The sequence below is a fragment of the Sporomusa acidovorans genome, from assembly GCF_900101845.1.
In the GTDB taxonomy this organism is placed as follows: domain Bacteria; phylum Bacillota; class Negativicutes; order Sporomusales; family Sporomusaceae; genus Sporomusa; species Sporomusa acidovorans.
Genome location: NZ_FNAM01000003.1, coordinates 181,255 through 207,755, shown reverse-complemented (window position 1 = coordinate 207,755; position 26,501 = coordinate 181,255). Strand labels below are relative to the sequence as shown.

Here is a 26,501-nt window from a genome sequence, read left to right as displayed (position 1 = left end):
CATAGCTGAACCAATGTCCTAACGCGCCTCGCATCGCGTCAGTCAAGCCTATGCCCTCGCCGGCAGACGGCGGTGTATACGGTCGTAAGGAGGGGCTGCCAGGTATGACCTGGGCCAGCCATTCTTCCGCCAGCCGGCAAATTTTCAGTACCTCCCGCCCTCTGGCCACCAGCCGGTCCATCACCGATATTCCCCGTCGATAATCGCCGTTTATCCAGGCCCGGGCCAGCGGCCCGCTCTCAAAAGCGAGGCTTTGATAGCGCGGCGCTTTTACGTTAGTATAGGCGTCAGGCTTGTCTATATCCGGGACGGTCACGCCTTCAGCCGGCTTGCGTTTTACTTGCTCATCCCGATACCAGCTAAACTGAACCGCCTCGGTAATCTGGGCAGCATCCAGTGTTTCAACAACAGTACCCCGGTTGAAAATGACCCCCGCTTTGAAGGCTCGCTGCCCATTGGCTGGGCCGGGAAACATACCATAAGACAGCAGGTTACCATAGCCTGTCCCTATATCATAGTAATCCTTATAGTAATCGGCTATCGTCATGATGTCACTACTATGGATTTGTTCCACAAATTCGGTTATTTCGCGCAAGATGCCGCCGTAAGCCTTTAACCGATCTACCGATGTCCTTTCGGTTACACCGCTCGCCATAATGGTTTGCTGATGAGGCACCTTTGCACCGAAAACGGCCAGCATTTCATGGGCGCGAACTGCCATTTTCAGTCCTTGTTCAGCATGCCGTAAAAGTTCGTCGTTAACCGTTTTAGGTAACCGAAAATCCCCTTTTTGCCGGGGAGTATACGGTGACATCTCCGGACCGATAGCATAATCGTACAGTGCTAGCAAGTAAAAATGACGGAGGTGATTCTGAATGATATCTGCAGCGAAAATCAAATTGGTAAGATGTTGGCCGATGGGGGTCGGTTCGACCCGAAACGCCTGCTGCTGAGCCATTGCGGCGGCCACGGCGTGGGCGCTGGAACAGATGCCGCAAATGCGCTGCAAAAACAGGGCGGCATCCCGCGGGTCCCGTCCCGCCATGATGATCTCGAAGCCTCGGAATAACATTCCACCAATCCAGGCGTCGACAACCTGTCCGCCTTCTATTTCCACATCTACGCGAAATGCACCATGACTGCGGGTTACGGGAAAAATGATTTTCTTGGTCATCAATTCACTTCCCTTGTTTGGCCTTAGTACGCCAGAAAGCAACTAACTGTCGCAGCCAGCTTTTCCTCTTCCGCAGTACCTTCGGTGCTTGCAGTTTTTTGCCTACAGTTAACAAGGCGTTCTGCTTCCGGATAATATCGTCCAGCTCTTGCTTCAGCTGCTGCGGGGTTGCCGTCGGTGATGGGTCAATGGGTTTTGTCCCGCCCAGGTTGTGTTTAAGAGTCCGTCGAGCAAAAACACGGGTAATCAGGTGAGTCCCGACCGCCCCCATCCCCAGCGTGGCAAAAACTGCACCAATTTTTTTTACGTTCATCGCTGCGGCAGTGTTTTGAATATTGGGCAATTGATTATAAAACGGCATCATGCCATCAGGGAATTGGGGGCTGGCACAACCGATGCAAGGCGTGCCGGCTTTTATTGGCCAGTTAACGTAATGGTTCCACTGCCGCAGGGGACAGTCGGCGTAAGTGATTGGCCCTTTGCACCCCACCTTATAAAGGCAGCCTTGATCACCGGGAAAACTGGCAAAAATGCCATCCTCAAATTGCTGGCGACGTATACACAACTGGTGGACCGTTCTATTAAAGAACATTTTTGGCCGGTTGTAATCATCAAGCTGCGGCATACCGTATAGCAGCAGGTGGCTGAACGTACCCGTCATCCAGTCAGGATGCGCCGGGCAGCCTGGGATATTGATCACCGGCTTGCCCTTAACTATCTCCCACACTCCTTTGGCCCCGGCGGGATTGGGATGCGCGGCAGCCGGGCCACCATAGCAGGCACAATCCCCTACCGCAATAATGTATTTAGCTTTAGGCGCAATTTCTTGCAGCGCGGCCAAGCCGGTTACCAGTTTCCCATTCCGTAAAAAAACATGTTGATATCCGCCATTGGCAGCGGTCATAACTGCACCTTCGACTACCAGCCAAAATCTTCCCTTGTCCTTTTCAAGCGTATCTGTCAGGACATTAACTGCCTGTTCCCCTTGCACAACAAGATCGTGAGTATGGTATCGCAGTTCAACCATTTCTTTTAAGAATTGATCGAACCCCGGATTTACTGCATTCTCAAGCGAGATGCTGTTACCGTTGCAAAAGCCAAGTTCAAGCCATATGACTGGCGGTTTTATCGTTTGTCCTTGGGCATAGGCGCCCTGCAGCACAGGAATGAGCATATCGGTTAGACTGATGGTTAATGCAGAGGACATGCATAACTTCAAAAAATCACGGCGCGTAAGCATGGTCCGTTCTCCGTTCGGATTCACAAGCGTTATATACGACTGTAACAATCCCGTCCTTAAAATAGAATAGGCTGTTGAGTTAGTATGCCCGGTTTCAGGAAATGGATTCCACCAAGTACAATTATTTCCAAGTGCAACCATGGTTGTTTCGATTGGAAGCGGCTCACATCTTGCTGCAGAGCAGACAGTAGCAAAAATTCCAAGTTGCCGCCCAGCAGCTAAAACAAGCAAACACCCTCGAATTTACCTCATCTGTCATCAATCCGCTACACTTATTTTGTTTTTCCTGATAGCTAGTATAAATGAATAAAGCCCTCCGACCTCGATCGAATGGTCAAAGGGCTTATCTGGATCCTAACTTGTAATAAATTAAAAGAACTTACTGTGCTGCATGGTGTGCGTTATGGTCTATATTCGTAGACTCTGTAGCCTGCAACTGTGCTGCTTGCTCGCCGGATGAATTGCTATCCTTAACCATATCTTCTATCATTTGTTTAAACGCCGGGTCGCTTGCCATCATTTGCTTCATCATAGTCTGCATCTGGGGCTGTTGCATCATCCCCTTCATTGCTTGTTGCATATCGGTGCTTTTCATCATGTCTTCACACTGTTTTTGCATTTCCGGCGAATTCATCATCTCAGGACCCATTTTTTCCATTTGGCCGCTTGGCATCATCATACCTGCCGGTGCGGCGGCCTGCTCAGTGTTAGCTGCCGCACTGACAAGCGAATTAGCACCAAAGGCCAGTCCTAATGCTGATGCCGTAATGAGTCCCCCAATAATCCACCCTGCTAATTTATTTTTCATAGTTTTTCACTCCTCGTTAATTTATCTGATTAGTACCTAGGCTAAGCTACCGCCCAGCTATCTCCAAACACTAAACCTTGCCGTTCGAGAATGCGCCGGACTTCGCCGGTGGTAATCCAGGTGCGCGGGTCATGCAGCGAATAATACTTTTTCAATAAACGCTCCACATGGAGTGTAATAGCAAAAAAATCCTTGCTTTCGGCTTTGCGATAGGCTTCCATGATTAACTCTTCCATCTCACTAGTCAGCTCCTTACTCAACCTTATTTATTTTATAGTGTTATTTTCATCTGAGGGTTCATTATGTTTGTGTCCCATCCCCCGCATCATGAACAGATGCATCAGCGGGCATAACAGCAGCACTAAATAGCTGGCCGCCCCATCATAACCGCTTTGCTTGAGAAGTAGGACTACACCAAGCGGCGCTAAACAGCAAGCAAGCATCATCAACATATGTTTAAGGCCGCCACCACAGCCATGCTGTTGCCCTTGACTTACGTCATTTTGCTTATTGGGCTCCGATTGTTTGCAACACTTCATAACTTTATTCCTCCTCGATTAGCTGTGTCGGTACACCACCTGGCTGCCTAGAACCTTCCATCATAGACTTATCCTCTTTCCGAAATTCCACCGGTCTATCGGCTTGCGCGGTCAGTCCGCCTAGGTGCGGATTCTTTACTGCCTTTATCATACCAAACCTTTGTGAAGAAGCTATGAAGGACTAGTGAAGAACTTGTGATTTTTTGCTAAACCTTACGGTAAACAAAAAAAGACCGGCTTTTACTTACCGGACATCTCTGTCTCGACTCCCGCCTTCCCCTGCCTGCACTCTTTGGGTGTGGCCTTTAGGGTATATACAGAGGCCCATAAACAGGAAAAAACATCCATGCCTGGTGGGGTATACTATGCTGCGTGTATCTATTCTGTATATTTCCCTTATCATCGGCACCCGCATTATGCGAGAGCGCCAAGTAGGCATCCTCTCTGGTCACAATTATCTTGTGGCGGCAGGTATAGTCAGCTTGGCGGCCGTACGTATGGTCAACCCCAAAAGTTCGCTGTATGAGGTTGTTGCCATCATTTTTAGTTATGCACTAGTCAATGCTTTTCTCTCCTACCTAGACATAAAGTTTCCCCGTCAGGTTGACCGCATAGCTATCCCACTAATGGTAAACGGTAAGTTAATTCGTAAAAACTTAGACGCTACCCACATTACCATCGATAACCTGTTAGCTCAACTTCGTCTGAAATCCATTACTAATTTATCAGAAATCCAAGAAATCTACCTGGAACCAACAGGCAAAGTGAATGCTCTCACCAAACCTGCTGCCGCTCCTCCAACCAAAAGTCAATTGAATATCCCGGTTACCCCGCCCCGTTTTCCCGAGGTTGTAATTTATGATGGAGACGTCCAAGAACAAAGCCTAGCCCGCAGCGGCCTTACCTTGCAATGGGTTGAAAATGAGTTTGCTGCGGCACATCCCGGAAAATCTACAGATAGCATCTTTCAAGCCATTGTTGAAACAAATGGAACATTGTATATCAGTACCGGTCAGGAGGCACAGCCATGATCGAGTACCTCACTGCAATCGAAAAAATACCGGTAGAAGGCTTTGTGCTCCGCACCCTAGTTGTTGGTATTGAAATATTCATCCTGGGCAGGTACCTGCCGCGCCGGGCTGGCGGTCCCTTTTCCGCCTACGACTTTGCTTTCTTCTGGATGGTGGGTGGACTAGCCGCCTCTCCGCTCTATGAAGCGAAAATCAGCTTTATCCCTACCTTTATTGCCGCTGCCACCATATATGCCCTCCACTATTCACTCTCGAGTTGGGCTACTCGCAGCAGGACATATGGCATTGCGCATCTTGCGTTTGAAGTTGATAGTGTTGCAGAAACCCTTCAAAAAGTACTTGAAAAAGGCGGTGGCGTAATCGGAGAGTTGGTACATGCGGCGTATGAGGATGGCCGAAAAGCTACATTGTTTATACCACAGACATTGAGGGCAACATCCTGGAATTGCAGAGTTGGAATTAGAAAATCTGTAAATGTATTGTATCTTGTAATTTCCATCCTCCGCGGGAGTCCCAGCGTCAATCCGGTTTCTTGTTATGTCATATAGCGAAAAACTTGCCAGTACATTTAAAAATACCAGACTTCGGACTCCCGATCACATCTATCATTTATCAGGGATGTGCGCAACCTGTTCAAATCAATGCGACGGAATGTGCGAAATCGGCTTGTCGGCAATTCGTGGGAGCGAAGCTACTTATCCTTATAATACTACCAATCAGCAGTTCGCGTCGGAGAAAAACTATCCGTTCGATTATTCGCATTTTAATATTGCCGGAAGAGTATTTAGAGCGGCAGGAGATCCGGAAGATTCAGAGCATACGAATGTATACGGCAGATTTAAACTGTGAAATAGGCTACGAAAAAATGATCAAGCTGAAAGCGCCAATCATACTTCCAGCAATGGCCAAATTGGACTGGGAAGATTACTATTCCGGAGCGGCTATGGCAGGAACAATTGCCGTGATTGGCGAATCAGCAATCAAAAGCGATACAGAGCTTATGCACGACGGCAATGGAAAAGTTTCAAATGCCCCGCTGCTGAGTAGAATGGTGCAGTGCTTTCGGAAATTTGATATTGGATATGGCGACATCGTTCTGCAGGCCAATGCAGATGATATCGCCTTGGGAACACCGGAATACGCCTTGAAGCATTGCAATGTAAAAACGCTGGAAATCAAATTTAGACAAGCGGCGAAAGGGATTCAGCATGTGGCATCCGTCGGTTCTTATGAAGAAGCCGTTTGGCTGAGACAGAATGGGTATCTGGTCGAGCCTGATCCATTGGACGAGCGCGTGAAAAAGCAATATTTTGAGGATGCAGGCTTCTATTTTACGCAGTATGGCCGTCTTCCAATGTGGAATGAAGAAATACTTTCAGAGAAGATTCATGGATATCGCAGCATGGGAGCCGAAAACATATTCTTCAAAATGGCCGGTTATCGCGTTGAAGACATACGGCGCGTGTTGTCGATAGCCTCCGAAAATCATGTGGCGCTTGTAACGTTCGACGGGGCGGGAGGCGGAACCGGCCACAATCCCTGTAAGATGATGAATGAATGGAGTTATCCAACGATCGAGCTGGAAAAAATAGTATTTGAGGCTATGCGTGAACTGAACAAGAAAGGAAAATGGCCTCCCGCCATTGCAATGGCGGGAGGCATTGCCACGGAGGACGTCATTTGTAAAGTGCTTACATTGGGGGCGCCCTATGTTAAGCTGACAGCGATAGGAAGAGGCGCTGTGGCGGCGGCAATGTCCTCAAAAGAGTCGGCGAAATGATAGAACAGAGGAATATCCCCGCGGCCTATCGAAAATTTGGCGAGAGTATTGATGATATTTTTAGAGAATCCAAGCATTTAAGATACAGATATCAAGAGAAAAAAACAGAAATCACTCCGGGTGCGATCGGGGTTTATTCCTATATTCACCGGCTAAAATCAGGCATGCGCCTATTTATGACATTGAATCGAAAGTTTGATTTAAAATACATTGATCAAAGCGATGTTATTCCTTTGACACAGCAAGCCGAAAAATTTTTAAATGACTTAAATTGAGCAAAGCGACCTCCTTCTCCTTCCTGACAAATAAGTTCTGCCAGTGAATCCCAGGCACACAGTCAATAGCATCCATTTCTTCCCGAACCTTGGTCTTAAAAGATACTGTCAGCGAAAATGAACACACCGCCTTACCGTTCGCCGTAACCCACATGTCCATCTCCGGAAACAATCTTCCCACTAGAAATACCTTATCTCCAGCTTCACCTTATCTTGCCAAAATATGCGGTTCTTTCGTTCTTTCACACGTCTGTATGGTTTCCTGAATAGCTTTTGCTTTTTCAATAACACTTTTTCCTTTAAATTCCGGCAAATCCAGCACTGCCAGTTTTTTCTCCAGTATCGGGCCCGTAATCCCCTTCGCCGCCAGGCTATCCGCCGCGTGCGAAAGGGACGTGTATTCCTGTTCTTTCGGTTTTATCAAGCTTGCCGGATCTTTCTTATACACGCGATACTGCGCCTGCGATATTTCCTGAACCTTATTGTCTAAGACCAAGGCATACCTGCTCTGCGTTTTCGTGCCATCGACACGGGCCTGACCATACGCAACGACAGTTCCCTCTTTTGCATCATGCAAAACAATTTGGCCGCCCTCCTTCGCCGAACCTTTGAATTCGGCGATATTTTTATCCTGGACAAAACTCATGCGGTCCTTCTCATTTTGCATCATAATATAGGGGAGTTTAAATTCTTTTGCGTCATATGCCGCGACGGAGGCAATGACGAGCGATTTGCCTTTTCCCCTTGCACCGGCCAGGCTCCTATCGATCTCTTTTTCCTCCTTTTTCATTTCCGCCTGGATCTCTTTAAGGCGTTCTTTAATCTGTGTCTTTTCTTCCGGGGAAACCTGGCCGTTTTTCAACTTTTCCACGATTTCTTCCAGTTCTTTTTCCGGCTGCTTCACAGTGGCTTCCACTCGCGGCTGCGCGGCTGCAAGCTCTTTTGCCGTTTCGCGATCAACTTCAATGAAATTGCCTTTTTGATACTGATAATAGGAGACCTGGGTTCTAAGCGTCTGATAGTTCTCCTGTACAACTGCGAATACCATATCTTCCTTCGGTTCATAAACAAACAGAGAGCCCGCTTCGCCTAAGCCGTTGCGTCCAGTGTAGCCTCCTACCCGCTGCGGGTGTCCGTAGGCATTCGTACCATTCATGAAGGAAAAACTGCCATCCTGACGCACAAGAGCCACGGACGGATTGGCCAGCCGCTCTTCATCAAATCCCGGCATCTCCTTTAATACGACTTTATCTCTGGCAAACTGCAAAATAGGCTGTTCATGCATTTGGCCGTTTGCGTACTTCATGCGCGCTGCCATTTCCGTCTGGTTTTCCGCTATATCCTTCTTCCATACCACATAAATTCCGTTTTCTTCCGGCTGGTTAATATAAAACTGCCCTGGCTTCCCCTCACGGCCGCCGGAATAACTGCCATAAAAATGGCCCTCCTGTTCACCGCTTTTGCAGGTACGCTTACCATTTTCCACAATCTCTTTTGCAACCCACATTTGATACCGTTCAGGATCATAGCCCTTTGGCATATCCAAAACGACTTTTCCTTTATCCTCCACTTCAAAGGGGCGGAATTTACGCTCATAGCCAACGCTATTTTCAGCCTCCTGCCGGGTCATTTCAACCGCCCGGCCGTTTTCCACGCGGTAAAAATGCAAATGATGTTTATTCATCTGCAAATCCTTTTGCCCCACAACAAATACCTGTTCAGGGCTGGGATTCACAACAAAAGCCTGCTGAAACTCCCCTGGCTGACCGACTACACGCCCGACAACCTTAGCTTCCGGGTTACCCACCGCATTCAATTCAATGCCATCCTTCGTAAATTCACAAACCCATGGTTTTCCCAACTTTTCCGTTGAATAGGCGCCAAATTCCTTTACCACAACAATTTCATTATATTTTTTATACCGTTCCAGCTGCTGCTCTACATTATCCTGCGTCTTGCTTGCCCTTTCTGTGGGCAAAGCCGCATAATAGCGGTCTTTCATTTCCACAATCACGTCTTTCTCAACCGCGTCAAAATTTTGCCCGTTATAACTTATATATTCAATATTGCTTTCCCGCGTCTGGTAATTTTTCTGCCCGGTTGCGTAGATTCTGCCCGGCTCCGCTTCTTTAATATACAGCACACCCGCATCGCCATTTTCCGTATTTCCGCTATAAGTAAAAGGAATATTAAAATCCAGTTTTCCACTGTCGAGCACTTTGGCTGCCCAAGGTTTTCCCTTTTCCTTCGTATCATACGCTTCAAACGCACGAATTTCCATATCTGCCATCTTACCCGCTCCTTTCGGTGATTATCATCCGTTTAGTTTTACGCTACCATGAATCACTCCGCCTGGCGCACCCTTTTCCTGCAAAAGGTAACCCTAAGTCGTTATTCTGAAAAATCCGGCATACCCGGCGCTTTCGGTTTCGTAAATACCGCTTTATCACTTGCACTTTGCCCATACGGCGAGGCAAACTGTATGTGAAGATTACGGCGGTTTTGGGCCTGAACCCGTACCATTTCATCAATTTTGGACTGTTCCCGGACAGCAAGTAATGCATTTTGCAAACCAATCAAACGGTTTCGCTGCAAATTTTCAGCCGCCTGGCTCCCTTCCAAGCCTACCTGCGCCTGTAATGCGGCCAATTGACCTTCGGCGGAGGCAGAAACAGCTAAACTCTTTGCCAGAAGACCAGTACGCGCCGTATAGCTTTGGCTGCTCTCTTGGTTGTAGGCAAAGATGCTGCGATACATCGTGTCAAGATAACGCAGTTTGTCTTCTTCCGTTTTCTTTAAATCACTGCCGTTACTATCGGTAATGGAAAGCAAGGCATTCTCATTTTCCGTTCGGGTAAAAACGGCTTGATCTTTTTGGGATACCTGCGGCTCGGCCAGGGACTGCCAAAAACCGCCCCACGCTGCGGGCGTCAGGTTTTTTATTTCATTCCAAAGCTCGTCAAGCCGCCTCAATTGCTCAATCGTCGTTTTAAGTCCCTTATTGGTATCGTTTTTCTCTTCCGTATAGTCATGCACCCTGCCCCCCTGCCGTGCCAGGTCCAGCATGGTAAAGATGGACGGTTTGGAATCCCGCCAGGAAATAGCGGTTGGGCTATAATAGGCCGGTGGATCATACGGACGGGTTACACCCGGTATACTCCAGGCAAAAGCGTTCGTCGGTAACAAGGCTAAACTGCCAGCCAGTATGCCCAGTACCCCAATTTGCTTAATCCGTATCCGCACATTTACGTTCATTCTAGTCCTCCTTTTTTTTACGTACTACGCCAGCTAAATCCCTCGCCGGAGAAGGTACGCAGGATAACTCCACTCACCCGGCTGCCAATGATGGCTGTCAGCAATACGAAGAAGAAACGCTCAACCGCCAGCACAATATCAAACGTCGCACTGCTCCCGCCGCCCTTTTCCTCCAGTTTTTCCAGGTAATTGACCGTCTCTTCGGGCAGTACCGAACTTCCAACCCAGGCTGCGCCCGCGTTCCAGGCAATTGCTACTTCCCGCCAGTCGCCATAGCTCTCATAATACTCAAGCATCTTATAGCGGGCAACGCGGTCCTGATTGGCTGGTGTCCACTCAGAACCCGCTGGCAGTCCGGCCTCTTCACACCACGCATCCCAGTTCGACTCTAAAATTTGATATTTTCCTCTCGCGCCGTATGCATTCGCTGGCTCTGCGTAATCGCCGCCAGATTCAATATCACCAATGACTTCCATAAACTGGTCAAGCGTCATATCCTGTGTCCCGGTGTGATTGGTTATTAGCCCATCCTGTGGAATAATCTGCACCATGAGCGACAGGAACATTGCAAAGAAGGTCATCCACATGAGCTTGATGGCTGATGCAAACAGTCCGTTAATACCGAAATTGGCAAGTGGCAGGTCTGAAGTATAGCGAAAACCGGCGAGCGTGACACTGACCACGCTGCATACGCCCATAAGATAAAATTCCATATAGGCCAGCATAATTTGGATGCCCATAAACAGAAAGATCGCCACGGTCAGAATACCTAACAGAAACACGATCGCAATGAGGCCCTTGTTGAAAAAAATCGCAATCGGACTGTGAAAGCTTTCAATGTAATTAAAGTAAGGCGCCGTCAATTGCATCCCCTGTTGAATCACCGCCGAGGGATCGGAAACGGCCTCCAGCGCCGTTTCCATATCTTTTTGGAACATCAGCGCTGCAGAGCTGACAAAATATTGCTTTACCAGATCAATAAGGGTGCCCCAGTTTTGCAAAAAGAAGAGTAACATCCCATAGAATACTGATTTATGCAGCAAGAACTCGAACATGCCCTGCGCGCTTTCCTGCCGGAACATGCTCCAGAGAAAGGCCAACGCCAAATCCATCGTAATAAGGCAAATAAAGAGTGTCAGCATTTCTTGCTGTAACAGTTTCAGTCCCTGTATGCAAGCAGCCGCCATTTTTTCGACCATATCCCTTAGCGGCAGCGCGAAATCATAAAAGATGGAGAAGTCAACCGGAACGAACAGTTCTTCCGCATCGCCCTCGGAGCCGCTGGACGCTGGCAAGCCTCCCAAATAATCCTCCGGGTTGACAACTTCGCCGGTTAGTCCGCCGTAGCCGGTACTATTTCCTACCCGCACCTCAAAATGCAGGCAATCCCCCGATACCGTTCCCGTAGAGCCGGAATAGGCAATTAATTCACCCGGTTCCACTTGTTTTCCGGCAAAGCTCCCGGCAAGGTTACTCAAATGGGCATAACCGGTGCGGATGGTTCTACCGCTGTCGTCCTGGCCGTGATTAATCAGAATATAATAGCCATAGCCGGAGATCCAGCCGCTATATTCGACGGTGCCGGCGGCAGCCGTATGAACTGCCGAGCCTTCCGCCGTTCCCAAATCGACCCCGGCATGCAGGCGCGGCGTCCCGTAAACCGGATGCAGCCGCCAGCCAAAGTCACTTGTTTTTGGTGCCGCCACCGGGTACTGCATCGCTAGATTGGCATAGGCAAGGCATGGGACTGTAAAAAGGAATGCCAGCAAAAAAAAGCTGCGTAAAAGCTTCCTGGCAAAGGCAGCTTTAATCATGGGTGTCCACAGCCAGCGGCGGACGTTCATAATCATAAGGCTGTGCATAGCGTCCGCTGCCCCAGGTCAGGCCGGAGCGATGCATCCGATCCGCTTTGTCGTTTTTCACGGCCCGGTACTGACGCCTTACGGCGGCAAACGGTCCCGTCGTCTGCCAGGCATTCTGCGCTCTCTGCCTGAACACCTGACCCCAGGACGCGCCGCTGCCGCCTGCCATTTGTCGGGCAATTTCCATTTTCGCCACCTGCGACATGCCCATCGTTTTTGCGGCTACGGCTGCTGCGACCGCCGTTTTCACCGGTTCGAAGATATCCCCGGAACCCAGTGACGGATGTCCATTCATCAGTCCGGCAATAACCTTGGGCAGCTGCATTACCATACAGGCCAGCACAATACCGCCGAACATGACTTCCGCTGCCGCCGCCAAATCACCCAAGCCCCCGGTCGTATTGCCATCTTTTAACGGTTCGGCCAGCGACAGCAAGGTTGGTTGAATGACCGTCGCCACAAAGGAAATAACGGCCATTTTAATCCCTAAATTAAAGACCGCGCCGGTTGCTTTCTCAAAAAGAAATTTGGACTTATCCCAGACACCAAACGGGATTAACACTGTAGCAAGCGTTACAATCGTCCAAAATTCCACCCGGCACATAAACAAGGCAATGGCAGTAAAAATGACCGCAGCCAGCGTAACGATCAAAATAACAAGGCTGGCGAGAACACCGCCGATATTCGACCAGCTCAATGTTTTGATGCCCTGCCAGGAAGCGTCCAGGATTTCCAGGCCGTTACTCCAGATCGAATCCGGCTGGAGCGGCAGGGAACTGCCTGACGCCAGCTGTCCTACCCGCTCAAAGGAGGTAAATATTTTTGCCGCCAGAGCCATGCCCTCGGTCCAATTGCTCAATATCCACATGAAGATGCCATATTTTATCGCTTTGGACAGCAGGTATTTCGGTCCGACCTCATTTAAGCGGAACATGGCCGTCCAGGAAAAATCGAGCACAGCCAGGAAAATCAACAGCTTAAACGCCGCCGGAAACAATGCTGCCGCTCCGCTGTGGCAAACAGAAATGTAATAGCGCATCATCGAGCTTAAAAAATCGGTTCCCTCTCCTGGCGTGCGGTGTGTCTCAATAACCGGAGGGCTGACCCCGCCGGCGACAACCGCCGGATCGGTGACTTGGAAAAAGGTACTGTTTAGCCAGCTGCCAACCAACAGGACCATACTCGTTCCCAGTATCGTATTTAAGGTGGTCCGCGCCATGCCGCCGACTTCCCCGAACATCAGCAACAGCCCGGTTGTGGCAATGGCCACAGTACAAATGATGCGGGCCACACTGCCGGTCAATTCGGCGTTGCTGGTGTCAATAGAAAAGGTTCCTCCAGACACGCTGACTTCGCCGATTAAATGTGTCAATACCGTATCCCAGGGAAGCGAGGACGCTGCCGCCGAAACAGTAGTCATGCTGGGAAACAGCAACAAGAGCAAGGCGGCGAAAATAACAAAGGGCTTTGCTAAAAAAATCGCCTTCGTTCTCATTCGTACTCCTGTGCCAGCCAGTCCGGATAAATTTTATTGAAAACCTCCTGTGGATTTTTTGGTTGTTTGACAATGGCATTTTGTACCGTCCGGTGCGTATTCGCAGCCGACAATTCCAGGATGGCTTTAGCTGCCGCTTTTTCCTGGTTTTCCTTTAGATAGTTTTCGGCTATCATCCCGGTCTGTTGGGCAATCAGCTGCGTTTCCTGCATCTGCGAGGCGGCGGTAACGGCTGCCACCTCCGTTCCCGCCTGCTGCGCCTGTTTTTGCCCTTCGGCTTCGGCTGAATTTTTCAGGGCTTTCTGCAGTACTGTCGCATCGCTATTAACTTTTTGCGCGGTCTTCGCAAGCTGGAGGGTATCGCGGAACGTATTTTCAAGCGCCTTATACGAGGAGCCGGATACGTTCAAATAGGTGGCAACATCGAAGGATTGTCCTAAAATATCCTCGATGCGCCCGCCTTTTTCATCCCAAATCCCCCCTGACTCCTGCCCCATAATCCCTTGAAATACCTTCATTTTTTCTTCCAAGCTCTTTTGTTTGCTGGCAATTTCATCGCTGTATTTACCTAAAGCGCTGCTGTCAAGCCCTTTGATATTCAGCAAATCAAGCGCCAGTTGCTTAATTAGGTTCAACGATGTCAATTCTGTATTCGCCGCCGTTTGGGTATTGATGGCAATATTTTTTAAGTCGACGACCGCAACTGCGGCATTTGCCGGAAGGCTTGCCACCAGTGCAGCCGCACCGGTTCCCACCAGAACCGCACCAATAACCAGTACGTGCTGTATGGACCTTTTCATTGAACATCCCTCCCTCTCATTGATAAAAATGGTGGTCAATTTGACCACCACTCCGGCGTTTCAGCGGCATTTTCCGGTATAAAGGAAAACGAATCCCCATTTTTTTCTACACAATAGGCCGGTTCGGTAGCCGTCCTTGCCTTCACCAATACCGCTGCCAGGAATTCTTCTTGATTTAAACTCAGGTGCGGCGGATAAATAAAATAAATTCCCTGCACCTTAGCTACCCGCGATGCTCCTTTTTCCATTACGCAACCCGCTCCCTTTCCTTTGCATATCTACCGACGGCTGCAAAATAGGCTTCCGAAGGTTTTGTGTACTGCTTTGCCAGCATGGTGAAAACACGTTCTTCCTCTTGCAGTTCCTGCTGCATAAGATCAATATAGATATCCCGGTGCAGCGGCAGTGCTGGGTTAACTGCCGCGGTCTTGTCTTCTTCCTGTTCTTCCTGGCTTAACTTGCCATGCAAGGTTTCGAATACTTTTAAATAGTAAGCATCGCTTTTTATAGCCGCCTGCTCTGTCGCACTGTTTAATACCCCCTCCCGGTAAACCAGATACCCTTTACCGTAAGAAGCTTCTGCTGCCTGTGTGCCAATAGCAAAATCCCGTTCCGCCTCTTGTTGCATAACCAGTGCAGCCAGAGGCATTTTCTTTTTTTGCGCATCCAATAATTGCTGTCGTTCCGCAACTGTGAAATCCTTTGTTTTGCCAAAAGCAGTCCATAGCTCCGTAAAACTCTCTAGCGAACAACCAACTGTACCGGCTTGTTCTTCCAGGCGTTCGGCTTCAGCCAATTCAAACAGGCCGCGCAGATATTCTTCCGGCACTAAGATTCCATATTCTTTGGCGGCAAAGGCAAGTTCAATATCGTTGCAAGCATTGGCATACAGCTCATAGACATACCTCGCCCGCTCTTCTCTTCTCCAGGCCGCTGCCTTTTCTTTCATCCTCCTGATTTTTGCCTCACCTTCATAAGCGCGTAACTCCTCAAAATCATTGAGTGCCCTTATTTCATCAGAATTAAGGATGTATGGCTCCATTTCCGAATCAAAATCAATATGGAAACAAGCCGCATACATCTGAAAAAAAATATCCCTTGCGATTTGGTTCAACTCCACTACATGCATGATCATCCCTCCTGTCGATTGATTTACAAATTAACTGTAACAAAGATATTGCAGAGGAATCATACCCGTTTCCGGCAACCTGCCGTGTGCTTTTTCGCTACTCATATTGCCCACCGGCACTGCGCCTGACAAGGGTGAAGTGCACGCTGCCGCGCCCTTGTCAGTCACAGCACCGGTGGGCCTTTTATTCGCGCAAAAAGCACACGACAGTGTTTTGGAAAAAATTATAATGTGAAGGAGAAATGAAAAATGAATCAAGTAAGTTTAGTGGGAAGACTCGCACAGGAGCCGGAAATATTCTACAGCAAAGAAGGAAAGGCAGTTGCCAAGTATCGTCTTGCCGTTCCTAAAATGAACAAAAAGCAAGCAGATTTCATTCAATGCGTATCGTTCGGCAAAACTGCCGAAACCATCGGAAACTATGTAACGAAAGGCCAGCAAATCGGCGTTACCGGCCGCATTGACACCGGCAAGTACACAACACGGGAAGGTCAAACGCGCTATTATACGCAGGTTATCGTACCAACCTTTACCTTTGGCGCGAAACCACAGAATTCCAGTCACTCTTCTCCCATTTCAGAAGAAATTCCATTTTGAAAAGGCTTCGCCTAGCATCGCTTGACGCCAAAACTGACGTCAAGCGATGCTTTTTATTAAAAAACGTAAAAATACCGGCTATCTTGCCGGTAGTAATTCTATTGCAAAAATATCGATTCTGGCATAAATAAAGGAGGTTGTTTACGATGGCAATTGCATTCAAGGTTATTAGCGAGGTGCAAAAAGTGGTTGACAATAAAGGAAGGGCGCGAGGCTTCGGTGTGTTGTTGGAACTATATTTCCCTGACGGCCAAACACGGCAATACCGGTATACGGGCCGCAGAAAAAAAGATGTCATGGCGGACATGCATAACGGCAGGATGGCAAGGTGGGTCAATTGCGCCCGACTGGATGACCGGGGCCATCTGGTATTTGAAATTCAGCTTTGCTAAGTAAAATCCCTGACCAGTGCAAATCAGCCAGAACCGGCCGATATTCAATATCCCATTCACTCCGAAAGGATGGTTGTAGCTTGGATTTTTTCAAGATAAAGAAAGCAGGTGATAAATAATGACACTCATAGAAGCGTTAGAAATTTTAAAGGACAAAGGGATTACTAAATTGTCCGGTATGATGGGAGAAAGCGACATTGATAAATACATTGACCGTGCTGTACAAAGCCATGAAATCAGTGCAAGCCTGGCTCACATCCCCTGTCACCAATACCACCTAGACCATGAGAATGACCATTATATCGTTGAAACCAATGGGCATTTCATCATTGCCACCCATTATGGCACTTTTGACATGGCCACTTATGGCAATTATGACATGGAAGAAGAAATGTATGCCGACTTTGACGAGTATAGAATCATTAAACAAGCGGAAGCCATTGCGGACCAAAAAGTTAAAGATGGAAGCAATTGTCCGCGTGCCGTATGGCTAGCTGTAGCTATTAACGAACTTCGACAGGCTCACGCCGCAGCCCATGCCGCATTTGAACGTGAATATGGATGCCGGACCGCTAATAAAGGGGAATTGAAATGATTGGTTACGAAATCAGCCAAGAAGAAACGAATATAACTACCACGGTATCCACCAGCAGTATGGTGTTTGATTTGATATATGAAATCATGAATGATGAAGCCATCGCAATCGAAGTGTCTAGCTGGTCAGAAGTGGCAAGCGTTGGCAACAGTTACGAAACAGACAATTTTACCGTGAAAGTGATTTGGTTAATGTAAAAGGGAATCAGGCATCCACCCGGAACAGTCCGCTAGCTGCGAAAAAAATCCCAGTTTGAGCGCTATATGCACAACAGCACTTGACGCAACAATGACGTCAAGTGCTGTTTTTTCTTGAGAAACGTAAAACTACCGGCTTATCCTGCCGGTAGCTATTCTATTGCAAAAATATGGGGAGGTAAGGATATGGACATCATGGAACAGGCCATTTACAAACTGGACACGGAGCTGGAAAAGGCAACCGCGGATCGCGGCTACCTTTGCGCGATCAACCAAATTGTCCGCATGTTGCTCATCGAAGATGAAAACTATGCGGACAAGGTATTGGAAGAGAAAAACACGCTGGAACGCGCCTATAAAACCATGCGGCATATCGCACAAAAAAATCGGGGAACCGCTACCTGCGTATGCATCGCGCCTGATGAAGCCCAGGATATTATCGGCAGATTTTACGGCTTTTGGGGAGATCCCTTTGATTTTGATCCGGATGAAAAAATCAAACAAACAATTCCTGCGGCAGCCAAACAACGGTTAATTCCCGCTGCTAAGAAAGACAAGCTAATGCCTCCGCCAGCGGCAAGCAAGCCTGCTGACCAAATCAGCCTGTTTGGGGAGGTATAAGCCATGCTGCCACAGACTACCGACCAAATACTAGCTCATTTTTGCAAAGACCCCGTTACGAAAAACTTACAGGAATTCGTAAGAAAAAATGCATTTGAGCACCAATATCTATTTATCCGCGAGAAAGGCGCTGCAACGGGGTATTGTTCGTTCTGCCAAAAAGACATCCCCCTCAAGGACCGTTCGTCAATGCCCCACAATACGGAAACGACCTGCCCGCATTGCCAGCAAGAAGTCACAGTAAAACATGTCTGGCGCGGCATAAAAGGTATTGCTGACGTTGCCTATGTGTACCATTTCGCACGGTCTGTTAAAAATAAACAGATGATTACCTGCCAGACATTCTATGTCTACCGTTTCTTGGACGGCAAACCGGAAATGATGGAATACTCCCCTTCCTGCTATTATGTTTTCTCCGTTGAAGGCAGCAAAATGATGTATGTTTACCCCTACACCGGAAGTCATAACTTAACCAAAAGCATATATATTAAAAATCCTGCCGGTGATTTTTACCAGCACTGGCGTGGCAAAATTTCCGCCAACTTAGACAGTCTCGCACGCGCAATACGCCAGACGCCGTTTCAGTACAGCGCCTGGGAAAAATACACCGATATGGAAGAAAAAATTCTACTTTATATGGCACAGTTTGCTAAATACCCGCAGCTGGAATATCTCAGTAAATGCGGCCTCAGCGCATTTATACAGTCCTATCTGGAAAGATATCCAGTCACCAGAGGACTATTGAATTGGCGGGGAAACTCCTTGCGAAAAGTGCTAGGCTTTCAGCCAACGAAACAAGAGCTTCAGTATATCGAAAAGAAGAGTTTATCCGGAGTGACACTCGCCTGCTGGATTGCACTTAGACAGAGCGGCTGCCCGGTGCTCTTGCCGGACCTCCATACCTATGGCTGGCTCACGGAAACTCAGGTTCTTAAAAATTTAAACGAAACAGTTCCGTTTGATAAACTTCTTGCTTACCAAAAACGTCTGGAAAAGCGCGGTGAATTAACCGCGTATTTTTTTCGCGATTATCTCGACTATTTACGGGAATGCAGGCAGCTTGGCTATGATCTATCCCATAAAGACGTCTTATGTCCAAACAAGCTGGCAGAAAAGCATTTGCAAAACCAACTACGAATCAAACAAAAATCGAACCGGCAGCTTGATAAAAAACTCACCGAACGGTATCCCAAACTGGTGGAGAAATATCAATATGCCTCTGCTGACTTTTGTATCGTTATTCCCAGAACATCCGGTGATCTTATTGCCGAAGGTTATCATCTGCACCACTGCGTCGGTGGTTATATCGACCGTTATGCCAACGGGTTAACAGATATTGTCTTTTTGCGGAGAACGGCAGAGCCGGCGGTTTCTTACTACACGATGGAAATCCAAAACGGCAGAATCCTACAATGCCGGGGATTTAAAAATTGTGTTCCCACAGATGAAATCTATGCTTTTTTAGATGAGTTTAAGCATTCCTGCTTCACGAAAAAGCGGCAAAAACGCGCCGGCTAAAGGAGGGTTTTACCTTGACAAAAGAAACACCGGAAATCGACTTTGCTTTTCATACGCTCTTATACCGCGCTTCTATTTATGCCCGAAATCGGTATTTAACGCAAAAACACCGTCAATTGATTCGCTACTATGGCTCACTGCTTGAATATTCCCGGGAAGAAATCGACCAACACATCTTGGAAAACCATAAATACGCGCTGGCTGTCCGTAGACGCAAGGAAAAAGCGGCTATGAAATATTCCAGTAAACCGGCATAGCAAGCCAAATTTCAAAAGAAGCAGATCCTTCCGAATTCACTCGGAGGGATCTGCTTCTTCTATGTCTTCAGGGCCACCCATAATAAGCGTCCAATTTCTCTTGTTGTGTAAAATACGATGTATCTCGATCACTGACCCATTCCAGACCCATAGAGCTGAATAGTTGGTGTGTACGGAAAATCGGAAGTATCCTTGTTCAGCTAAAAAAGGATACGCTCTAGGCGGTAAACATATATTGGGACTGTTCACTAAAACATCATTTATTCTAGCCCTTACGTCTGCGACAAATTTTCTGGCATTAGCAGGACTATTTTGAGCTACATACATAGCTGCATCCCGAAGGTCTTTCTTAGCCGTAGGTACGATTTTAACCTGATACTTTTCGTTCTGTTTGCCTGTCGTCATTTTCCCTCTCCCTTAATTCAGCGTCTAATTCGTCCAGGACATCATTAACATCCTGACTTTCACCTCTACGGCTCTCACTTGCCGCTTGAATAAGAGATTTATACAATTGATTTTCTTCTTTAAACTTTTCGATTTCGGACACTAGGTTTTCATAGTGTTCGTGACCAAGGACAACCAGCCTGCCAGTACCTTTTTTCGTGATATATACAGGTAGGCTTTCTGTAATACAAAAATGTTCAATTTCGTCCATTTTTTTTGCCAAATCTGTCATTGGACGAATTATAGCTTTCATATTTTTTTGCACCTCTTTACATGAGATTTCTCTCTATATTATACCCAGATAATCAATATAAAATCAATATAAAATCGTTTTATAATCAAATATATCTTGATTATAAAGCGATTTGTCAGCGCTAGTATCAAAATATCGTGTAATGAGCGTTGCTTTAAAAGGCCTAGACAGAATTGTCATACCTCATTCGCGGTGGTGGTTTAGCGCTCACTTTACCATCCGTCATAGCCCAAAGCAAGGGTACGCTTACGCCTCACGCCCTTGCTTTGGGCTATGACGAATGGTTTTTCTCACGCATAAATCACCACACGAATGCAGAAAGGATGGATAAGAGAATGGCTCAATTGGAGAAAACACAGCAAGAATTGGAAACTTTGGTATTAAAACAAATCATATCAAATATGGCAGCTTGGAAAGCCTTTTTGGCGACAGTCGGAAGAATGTATAAATACCACTATACCGATCAACTCATGATCCATGCACAGCGCCCACAAGCCCAGGCTTGCGCCGAAATGGAACTCTGGAACCGCTGCTTTCAGCGGCGAATTAAACGCGGTGCAAAAGGGATCGCTTTATTCTGCCAAAACGGGCGCTGGCAGAAAATCAAGTATGTTTTTGAACTTAATGATACCTACAAGAAAGACGCCGCAGCTCCGTCGGTTCTGTTATGGACCCTGGAAGAAACCGGGGAACATTTGGTTTGTCAGACGCTGAAAAATATATACAAAAGTGAAGAAACGAGTTTTTTGCCGCTGATTTCAGATATCACCACACGACTGATTGACAATGCAGCTGACAAAAAAAATATATTCGCCAGCCTGCCGGCCAGCTCTTTTACACAAGGCGATAAAAACAAACTGGAAAGCAGTCTGCGGAGATTTATCGTTGATAGTACCTGCTATGCCATACTCTCCCGCTGCCATAAAGAACTGACCGTATCACTGGACGAATATGAAACATTGTTGCCTGCTTTTTCAACTATGGAAAGCATCTTTTGTATCGCAGAATATGTTAGCCACTATACGGCTAATCTGTTGCGCTCCATCGAAAATGCTATTAAAGCACCGCAACCGTTGCAGCCGATTTTGTCACAACCTGCAAAACTTCATGTTGTGACAGAAAAGGAAACGCAGCCTGCCGAAGCGGAAACAACTTCACAAACGCCAAACGATCAAATTGTTCCCCCGCAGCCATTGCCGCTGGAAGAAAAGACATTGGTAACACCACCTCTCCCGCCATCCACTGCCAGAAGAAATTATCGTTTGACAGTAAAAAGTTATCCCGCGGGCGCCAAAGCCCGATATCAGCGCACATTCAATGCCTTAACGCTTCTAAAACAGTTGGAAGCAGCGAATGGTCAGGCAACCGAGGCGGATCAAGAAATTTTAGCCGGGTATGCCGGCTGGGGCGGACTTTCTCAGGTTTTCGCGCCAAACAATCTGACCTGGCAAAAAGAATCTCAGGAAGTGCATGAGCTATTGACTGAAAACGAATACCGTTCAGCACGCGCCTCAACCCTAACCGCGTTTTACACGCCATTGCCGATTATCCAGGCGATGTACGAAGGGGTTGGCCGTTTGGGCTTTCAAGGCGGTAACATTCTGGAGCCGTCGTGCGGAATTGGCAACTTTATCGGTGCGCTGCCGGAAGACTTAGCAAAAAGTTGTTCCTTTTACGGCGTAGAAATTGATGATCTCACAGCACGCATTGCCAAACAATTATATCCCCAAGCAACACTGCAAAGCATTGGCTTTGAAAGAACCAAATTCCCGAATGACACTTTCGATTTGGTGATCGGAAATGTCCCCTTCGGGAATTTTACTGTTTATGACCCGAATTACAAGGAAAAGCTGTCCATTCATGAATACTTTTTTGCAAAATCTTTGGGTGTATTAAAAGAGGGTGCGCTACTGGCGCTCATCACCAGCAAATTTTTACTGGATAAGCAAGACTCTGCATTCCGTGAATATTTAGCACAGCGCGCACATTTGCTAGCTGCTCTCCGACTGCCGGATACAGCTTTTTTGCAAGCTGGCACAAGTGTGTCAATGGATATTTTATTTTTTAGAAAAACAGCGGTTCCCCCTGTGTCAGATTGGCTGGAGCTTGGTGAAACTGCGGATGGAATTGTGATAAACCGCTATTTTCTTGAACATCCTGACCATATTCTAGGCACACTCACCAAGAGCAGCAACCGTTTTTCCGGCGGCAGCACCTGTATGCCAAATAAGGAAAAACTGACTTCGCTTTTGTCCGGTATCATGGAAAGCTGGTCAACCGATTCTCCCCAAAGTGAAGGCAGCAAAAATACAGATCAACCTTCCGCCCTACTGCATGACGAACCATCCGGCGTTACTCTTGAGCCTCAGATCCCTTCCTTATTTGAATTTAACTTTGCAGTAACCCCCAGTGAACCGGAAACGCCGGACGAAACGGCTGCAGCTGCATCAGATATAAAGAGGCCTTCCCCCAAAAAAGAAATGGCTGTATCTCCAGCGCTGCACAAGGCAACCACTCCTGCCGACTTATTTAATGATGAAGACGAAACTGTCCTTAAAACGCTGAAAGCACCTGATGAAATTCGGAATTTCTCCTATGTTCTAAAGGATAACCACCTGTATTACTGTGAAAATCAGGAACTTATTATACAGGAAGTCTCTGACGGAACCTATCGCCGGATCGCTGCGCTCATTACCCTGCGGGATATTGTGCACGATCTTTTATTTGCGCAAATGCATTCACTGGATACGGCTTTGATTCAAGCCAAACAAGCGATATTAACCCAGCGCTATGATGCTTTTGTCCGCACCTACGGCTTAATCAACGGCCGCGCCAATAAACATGCCTTTGCAGAGGATTCTTCGTATTATCTGCTTTGCTCCCTTGAAATCCTGGACGAAGACGGTAACTTGGAACGCAAGGCGGATATTTTCACCAAACGGACAATCGCTCCGCATCAACCTGTGACACAAGTTGAAACCGCCAGTGAAGCCCTCACCGTATCCATGAATGAAAAAGGCCGAGCTGATCTTCCTTTTATGGCAACCCTGCTCGCCAAAGAGCCAACTGAAGAGAGTTATAAAGCAATTACCAATACCTTAAAGGGAACACTTTTTTTCGACCCTGAGCGGGAAACCTGGCAGACGGCAGATGAGTATCTGTCAGGGAATGTTCGTACAAAGCTTTTCTTTGCCGAACAACTGGCAAAAAAGGACCCGTCTTATGAAATCCACGTGGAAGCCTTAAAACAAGTACAGCCGAAACTGCTCACGGCCGCGGAAATTGATGTCCGCCTGGGCGCAGTATGGATTGATACAAAGTATATTCAAGCATTTATGTTTGAAGTTTTTCAAACCCCAAACAATCTCCGCCAACACATGCAAGTGGAATATTCCGCCTATACTTCTGCATGGAATATTTCCGCCAAGCTGCAAGTATCTAGCGATGATGTCGCCGCCTATACCACTTATGGCACGAAACGCATAAATGCCTATCAGCTCTTGGAAGAGTCCTTAAACTTAAGAGACATACGAATCTACGACACCGTTATCGAGCATGGTCAGGAACAACGGGTTTTTAATCAACAGGAAACCACACTGGCGACACAAAAACAGGAAGCCATCAAACGCGCTTTCCGGAACTGGATTTTTGCAGATGTCGAACGGCGCCAGACACTGGTTTCCTTGTATAATGAACGGTTTAACTCAACACGACCGCGCGTTTACGACGGCAGCCACCTGAATTTTCCGGGAATAAATCCATCCATTTCGCTCCGCCAGCATCAAAAAGATGCAATAGCCCATATCTTATACGGCAATAATGTCCTGCTGGCACACAAAGTCGGTGCCGGCAAAACCTTTACGATGGCGGCAGCGGCAATGGAATCCAAACGGTTAGGGCTTTGCACAAAATCGATTATCGTTGTCCCTAACCATTTGGTAGAACAATGGGCAATTGAATTTTTACGGCTGTATCCAGCAGCTAATTTACTGGTGACGCGCAAAAAAGACTTTGAAAAATCCCACCGGAAACGGTTCTGCTCCAAAATTGCTACCGGCACCTATGATGCGATCATCATCGGGCATTCGCAATTTGAAAAAATTCCAATTTCCCAGGAACGCCGGGAAGCGATGATTAAAAAACAAATTGACGATATTACCGAGAGTTTGGAAGATTTAAAAAGAGAACACGGTGAATCCTTTACCATTAAACAGATGGAAAAGACCAGAAAGCAACTGGAATTTCGTTTGGAAACATTGCTTAAAACCGAACGCAAGGATGATGTCGTAACCTTTGAACAGTTGGGCGTAGACCGGTTATTTGTCGATGAGGCGCATTCGTACAAGAACCTTTTCATTTATACCAAAATGCGCAATGTAGCCGGCCTATCCACGACCGACGCGCAGAAATCTTCGGACATGTTAGCCAAATGCCAGTATATTGATGAAATCACTAATAACAAAGGCATTGTATTTGCCACAGGCACACCGGTGTCCAATTCCATGACTGAGCTATATACCATGAAGCGCTATCTCTTATATAAACGTTTGGAAGAAATGGGTTTAAGCCATTTCGATTCCTGGGCGGCAACATTTGGCGAAACGGTTACGGCCATTGAATTGGCTCCGGAAGGAAAAGGCTACCGCGCCCGGACCCGGTTTGCCCGCTTCTTTAATTTACCGGAATTAATGAACGTATTCCGGGAAGCAGCCGATATCCAGACCGCCGATATGCTTAAATTGCCTGTACCGGAAAGCGTTTACGAAACCATTGTCGCCAAACCGACAGACTATCAAAAAGATATGGTAGAAGCTTTGTCCAAACGTGCCGAACGGGTTCATAAAAAAATGGTCAAACCTAATGAAGACAATATGCTTAAAATCACTGGTGACGGCAGAAAGCTGGGGCTTGACCAGAGACTTATTAATCCTGTTCGGCCAGATGATGCCGATAGCAAAGTCAATCAATGCGTGCAGAACATCCTGAAATTCTGGAATGACGGCAAACCGCAAAGATTAACGCAGTTGGTGTTCTGCGATCTATCCACTCCGAAGACAGACGGCAGTTTCAATATTTACGACGATATGCGTGAAAAACTCATTCGCCTGGGTGTTCCGTGCGAAGAAATTGCCTTTATTCATGAAGCGGAAACGGACCAAAAGAAAAAAGACCTTTTCGCAAAAGTCCGGGCAGGCAAAGTACGCATTCTGTTTGGCAGCACACAGAAAATGGGCGCCGGCACGAATGTGCAGGACCGGTTAATTGCCATTCACGATCTGGATTGCCCGTGGCGGCCCGGGGATTTGGAGCAGCGCGCCGGCCGTATTGTGCGGCAAGGGAATAACAATAAGACGGTCTATATCTTCCGCTATGTAACAGAAGCCACCTTTGACAGTTATTTATATCAGACGATTGAAAACAAGCAAAAATTCATTTCACAAATTATGACCAGCAAAGCGCCTGTCCGGTCTTGTGAGGATGTGGATGATGAAGTACTTTCCTATGCGGAAATCAAGGCGCTATGCGCCGGCAATCCGTTGATTAAAGAAAAGATGAATCTGGATATTGAATTAGCCCGCCTACGGCTTTTAGCGGCAGATGATCGGTCTAAACGCTATCGGCTGGAAGATAAACTTATAAAAAGCTATCCGGCACAACTAAAAAACACGGAGGATACTATCGTTGCCTTACAAGAAGATCTACAGACGGAAAAGCAGCACCCGCTTGTAAAAGATACGTTTATCGGCATAGAAATATTGGACAAATTCTATACGGACAAAAATATAGCCGGTGAAAAGCTGATTGATATTTGCCGGGAAAAAACCGATTGCGAACCAACCCTTATTGGAAAATATAGGGGTTTTCTTTTTTCCGTGCGTTATGACACGTTTGACAGTGCTTTTATCATTCAATTAAAAGGAAACCGTACGCACGAATGCACGATGGGTACCAGCGTAACCGGTAATTTTACCCGCATGGATAATTTATTAATGGACATCTCTAAAAAACTATCTGAAAGTCAGGATAAGTTACAAAGCATCCATACGCAAATTGCCGCCGCCCAAAAAGAACTCGAAAAACCGTTTGCGGAAGAACAGGAGCTAAAAGAAAAAGAGGCCCGGCTGATAGAACTCAATGCATTATTAAGTACAGAATCGCAGGACAATACATCCTCTGAAACAGCAAACCAACGCGAAGAGTACATTGCATAGCTAATTAAAATTTCTGTTCCATGCATG

Annotated in this window: 28 protein-coding genes; 12 read left to right on the top strand and 16 right to left on the bottom strand. The window is 47.1% G+C overall.

Annotation, left to right across the window (positions count from 1 at the left end):
- The 6 genes from BLR65_RS04590 to BLR65_RS29495 all read right to left on the bottom strand — a co-directional run.
- On the bottom strand, positions 1–1,174 hold a 1,174-nt coding region (locus BLR65_RS04590; RefSeq protein ID WP_093792956.1), incomplete at its 3' end, for a nickel-dependent hydrogenase large subunit.
- A 4-nt stretch (positions 1,175–1,178) separates the two neighbouring features.
- Positions 1,179–2,438 carry a hydrogenase small subunit gene (locus BLR65_RS04585; protein WP_245692403.1) on the bottom strand — a complete coding sequence of 420 codons (1,260 nt, stop codon included), beginning with the start codon at positions 2,436–2,438 and terminating at the stop codon, positions 1,179–1,181.
- A 355-nt stretch (positions 2,439–2,793) separates the two neighbouring features.
- Positions 2,794–3,222 carry a hypothetical protein gene (locus tag BLR65_RS04580; protein ID WP_093792954.1) on the bottom strand — a complete coding sequence of 143 codons (429 nt, stop codon included), beginning with the start codon at positions 3,220–3,222 and terminating at the stop codon, positions 2,794–2,796.
- A 41-nt stretch (positions 3,223–3,263) separates the two neighbouring features.
- A complete protein-coding gene (locus BLR65_RS04575) occupies positions 3,264–3,458 on the bottom strand; it encodes a hypothetical protein (protein WP_093792953.1) in 195 nt (64 codons plus the stop codon).
- Positions 3,459–3,488: 30 nt separating this feature from the next.
- Positions 3,489–3,761 carry a DUF2933 domain-containing protein gene (locus tag BLR65_RS30380; protein WP_093792951.1) on the bottom strand — a complete coding sequence of 91 codons (273 nt, stop codon included), beginning with the start codon at positions 3,759–3,761 and terminating at the stop codon, positions 3,489–3,491.
- A 4-nt stretch (positions 3,762–3,765) separates the two neighbouring features.
- Positions 3,766–3,912 carry a hypothetical protein gene (locus BLR65_RS29495; protein WP_169716895.1) on the bottom strand — a complete coding sequence of 49 codons (147 nt, stop codon included), beginning with the start codon at positions 3,910–3,912 and terminating at the stop codon, positions 3,766–3,768.
- A gap of 214 nt (positions 3,913–4,126) precedes the next feature.
- On the opposite strand from BLR65_RS29495, the gene BLR65_RS04565 reads away from it, so the two are divergent.
- From BLR65_RS04565 to BLR65_RS04550, 4 genes are read left to right on the top strand one after another with little or no spacing between them, the layout of a single operon-like run.
- The gene (locus BLR65_RS04565) at positions 4,127–4,792 is read left to right on the top strand and encodes a YetF domain-containing protein (protein ID WP_093792949.1); all 666 of its coding nucleotides are present in this window, start codon (positions 4,127–4,129) and stop codon (positions 4,790–4,792) included.
- On the top strand, positions 4,789–5,340 hold the full coding sequence (locus BLR65_RS29490; protein ID WP_176772686.1) for a hypothetical protein: 552 nt from the start codon (positions 4,789–4,791) through the stop codon (positions 5,338–5,340). Before BLR65_RS04565 ends, BLR65_RS29490 begins: the two co-directional genes overlap by 4 nt.
- Positions 5,330–5,641 (top strand): hypothetical protein, encoded by a 312-nt coding sequence (locus BLR65_RS04555; RefSeq protein WP_093792947.1) that lies wholly within the window; start codon positions 5,330–5,332, stop codon positions 5,639–5,641. Before BLR65_RS29490 ends, BLR65_RS04555 begins: the two co-directional genes overlap by 11 nt.
- Before the next feature lie 16 nt (positions 5,642–5,657).
- Positions 5,658–6,572, top strand: coding sequence for a glutamate synthase-related protein (locus BLR65_RS04550; protein ID WP_169716894.1), 915 nt, complete (start codon positions 5,658–5,660; stop codon positions 6,570–6,572).
- A 225-nt stretch (positions 6,573–6,797) separates the two neighbouring features.
- Here the strand turns inward: BLR65_RS04550 and BLR65_RS28940 are convergent, their stop codons facing one another.
- From BLR65_RS28940 to BLR65_RS04510, 8 genes are all read right to left on the bottom strand, one after another.
- Positions 6,798–7,028 carry a hypothetical protein gene (locus BLR65_RS28940; RefSeq protein WP_143122499.1) on the bottom strand — a complete coding sequence of 77 codons (231 nt, stop codon included), beginning with the start codon at positions 7,026–7,028 and terminating at the stop codon, positions 6,798–6,800.
- A gap of 27 nt (positions 7,029–7,055) precedes the next feature.
- Complete coding sequence (locus BLR65_RS04540; protein WP_093792941.1) at positions 7,056–9,137, bottom strand: hypothetical protein; 2,082 nt, start codon at positions 9,135–9,137, stop codon at positions 7,056–7,058.
- Positions 9,138–9,238: 101 nt separating this feature from the next.
- Positions 9,239–10,102: a hypothetical protein gene (locus tag BLR65_RS04535; RefSeq protein WP_093792939.1), complete on the bottom strand. Its 864-nt coding sequence runs from the start codon at positions 10,100–10,102 to the stop codon at positions 9,239–9,241.
- A gap of 17 nt (positions 10,103–10,119) precedes the next feature.
- Entirely contained in the window at positions 10,120–11,952 is a 1,833-nt protein-coding gene (locus tag BLR65_RS04530) for a peptidoglycan DD-metalloendopeptidase family protein (protein ID WP_176772685.1), read from the bottom strand.
- Positions 11,909–13,459: a type IV secretion system protein gene (locus BLR65_RS04525; RefSeq protein ID WP_093792935.1), complete on the bottom strand. Its 1,551-nt coding sequence runs from the start codon at positions 13,457–13,459 to the stop codon at positions 11,909–11,911. Before BLR65_RS04525 ends, BLR65_RS04530 begins: the two co-directional genes overlap by 44 nt.
- Positions 13,456–14,259 carry a hypothetical protein gene (locus tag BLR65_RS04520; RefSeq protein ID WP_093792933.1) on the bottom strand — a complete coding sequence of 268 codons (804 nt, stop codon included), beginning with the start codon at positions 14,257–14,259 and terminating at the stop codon, positions 13,456–13,458. Before BLR65_RS04520 ends, BLR65_RS04525 begins: the two co-directional genes overlap by 4 nt.
- A 35-nt stretch (positions 14,260–14,294) precedes the next feature.
- A complete protein-coding gene (locus BLR65_RS04515; protein ID WP_093792931.1) occupies positions 14,295–14,507 on the bottom strand; it encodes a hypothetical protein in 213 nt (70 codons plus the stop codon).
- Complete coding sequence (locus tag BLR65_RS04510) at positions 14,507–15,388, bottom strand: hypothetical protein (protein ID WP_093792929.1); 882 nt, start codon at positions 15,386–15,388, stop codon at positions 14,507–14,509. Before BLR65_RS04510 ends, BLR65_RS04515 begins: the two co-directional genes overlap by 1 nt.
- Before the next feature lie 249 nt (positions 15,389–15,637).
- On the opposite strand from BLR65_RS04510, the gene BLR65_RS04505 reads away from it, so the two are divergent.
- The 7 genes from BLR65_RS04505 (at position 15,638) to BLR65_RS04475 (ending at position 19,565) form a co-directional block, all read left to right on the top strand.
- Positions 15,638–15,985, top strand: a complete 348-nt coding sequence (locus BLR65_RS04505) for a single-stranded DNA-binding protein (protein ID WP_093792924.1) — start codon at positions 15,638–15,640, stop codon at positions 15,983–15,985.
- Between the two features lie 146 nt (positions 15,986–16,131).
- Positions 16,132–16,377, top strand: coding sequence for a hypothetical protein (locus BLR65_RS04500; RefSeq protein WP_093792922.1), 246 nt, complete (start codon positions 16,132–16,134; stop codon positions 16,375–16,377).
- Positions 16,378–16,495: 118 nt separating this feature from the next.
- Positions 16,496–16,972: a hypothetical protein gene (locus tag BLR65_RS04495; protein WP_093792920.1), complete on the top strand. Its 477-nt coding sequence runs from the start codon at positions 16,496–16,498 to the stop codon at positions 16,970–16,972.
- Positions 16,969–17,169 (top strand): hypothetical protein, encoded by a 201-nt coding sequence (locus BLR65_RS04490; protein WP_093792918.1) that lies wholly within the window; start codon positions 16,969–16,971, stop codon positions 17,167–17,169. The genes BLR65_RS04495 and BLR65_RS04490 overlap by 4 nt, the downstream gene beginning before the upstream one ends.
- A 186-nt stretch (positions 17,170–17,355) precedes the next feature.
- Positions 17,356–17,790 (top strand): hypothetical protein, encoded by a 435-nt coding sequence (locus BLR65_RS04485; RefSeq protein ID WP_093792916.1) that lies wholly within the window; start codon positions 17,356–17,358, stop codon positions 17,788–17,790.
- Between the two features lie 3 nt (positions 17,791–17,793).
- A complete protein-coding gene (locus BLR65_RS04480; protein WP_093792914.1) occupies positions 17,794–19,308 on the top strand; it encodes a PcfJ domain-containing protein in 1,515 nt (504 codons plus the stop codon).
- A gap of 14 nt (positions 19,309–19,322) precedes the next feature.
- Complete coding sequence (locus BLR65_RS04475) at positions 19,323–19,565, top strand: hypothetical protein (RefSeq protein WP_093792912.1); 243 nt, start codon at positions 19,323–19,325, stop codon at positions 19,563–19,565.
- A 36-nt stretch (positions 19,566–19,601) separates the two neighbouring features.
- Here the strand turns inward: BLR65_RS04475 and BLR65_RS04470 are convergent, their stop codons facing one another.
- Both BLR65_RS04470 and BLR65_RS04465 read right to left on the bottom strand, forming a co-directional pair.
- Positions 19,602–19,970: a type II toxin-antitoxin system RelE/ParE family toxin gene (locus BLR65_RS04470; protein ID WP_093792910.1), complete on the bottom strand. Its 369-nt coding sequence runs from the start codon at positions 19,968–19,970 to the stop codon at positions 19,602–19,604.
- The gene (locus tag BLR65_RS04465; RefSeq protein ID WP_093792908.1) at positions 19,933–20,262 is read right to left on the bottom strand and encodes a hypothetical protein; all 330 of its coding nucleotides are present in this window, start codon (positions 20,260–20,262) and stop codon (positions 19,933–19,935) included. The genes BLR65_RS04470 and BLR65_RS04465 overlap by 38 nt, the downstream gene beginning before the upstream one ends.
- A gap of 335 nt (positions 20,263–20,597) precedes the next feature.
- Here BLR65_RS04465 and BLR65_RS04460 point away from each other — a divergent pair, with 335 nt between their 5' ends.
- Positions 20,598–26,474, top strand: a complete 5,877-nt coding sequence (locus BLR65_RS04460) for an SNF2-related protein (RefSeq protein ID WP_169716892.1) — start codon at positions 20,598–20,600, stop codon at positions 26,472–26,474.
- Positions 26,475–26,501 lie beyond the last annotated feature (27 nt).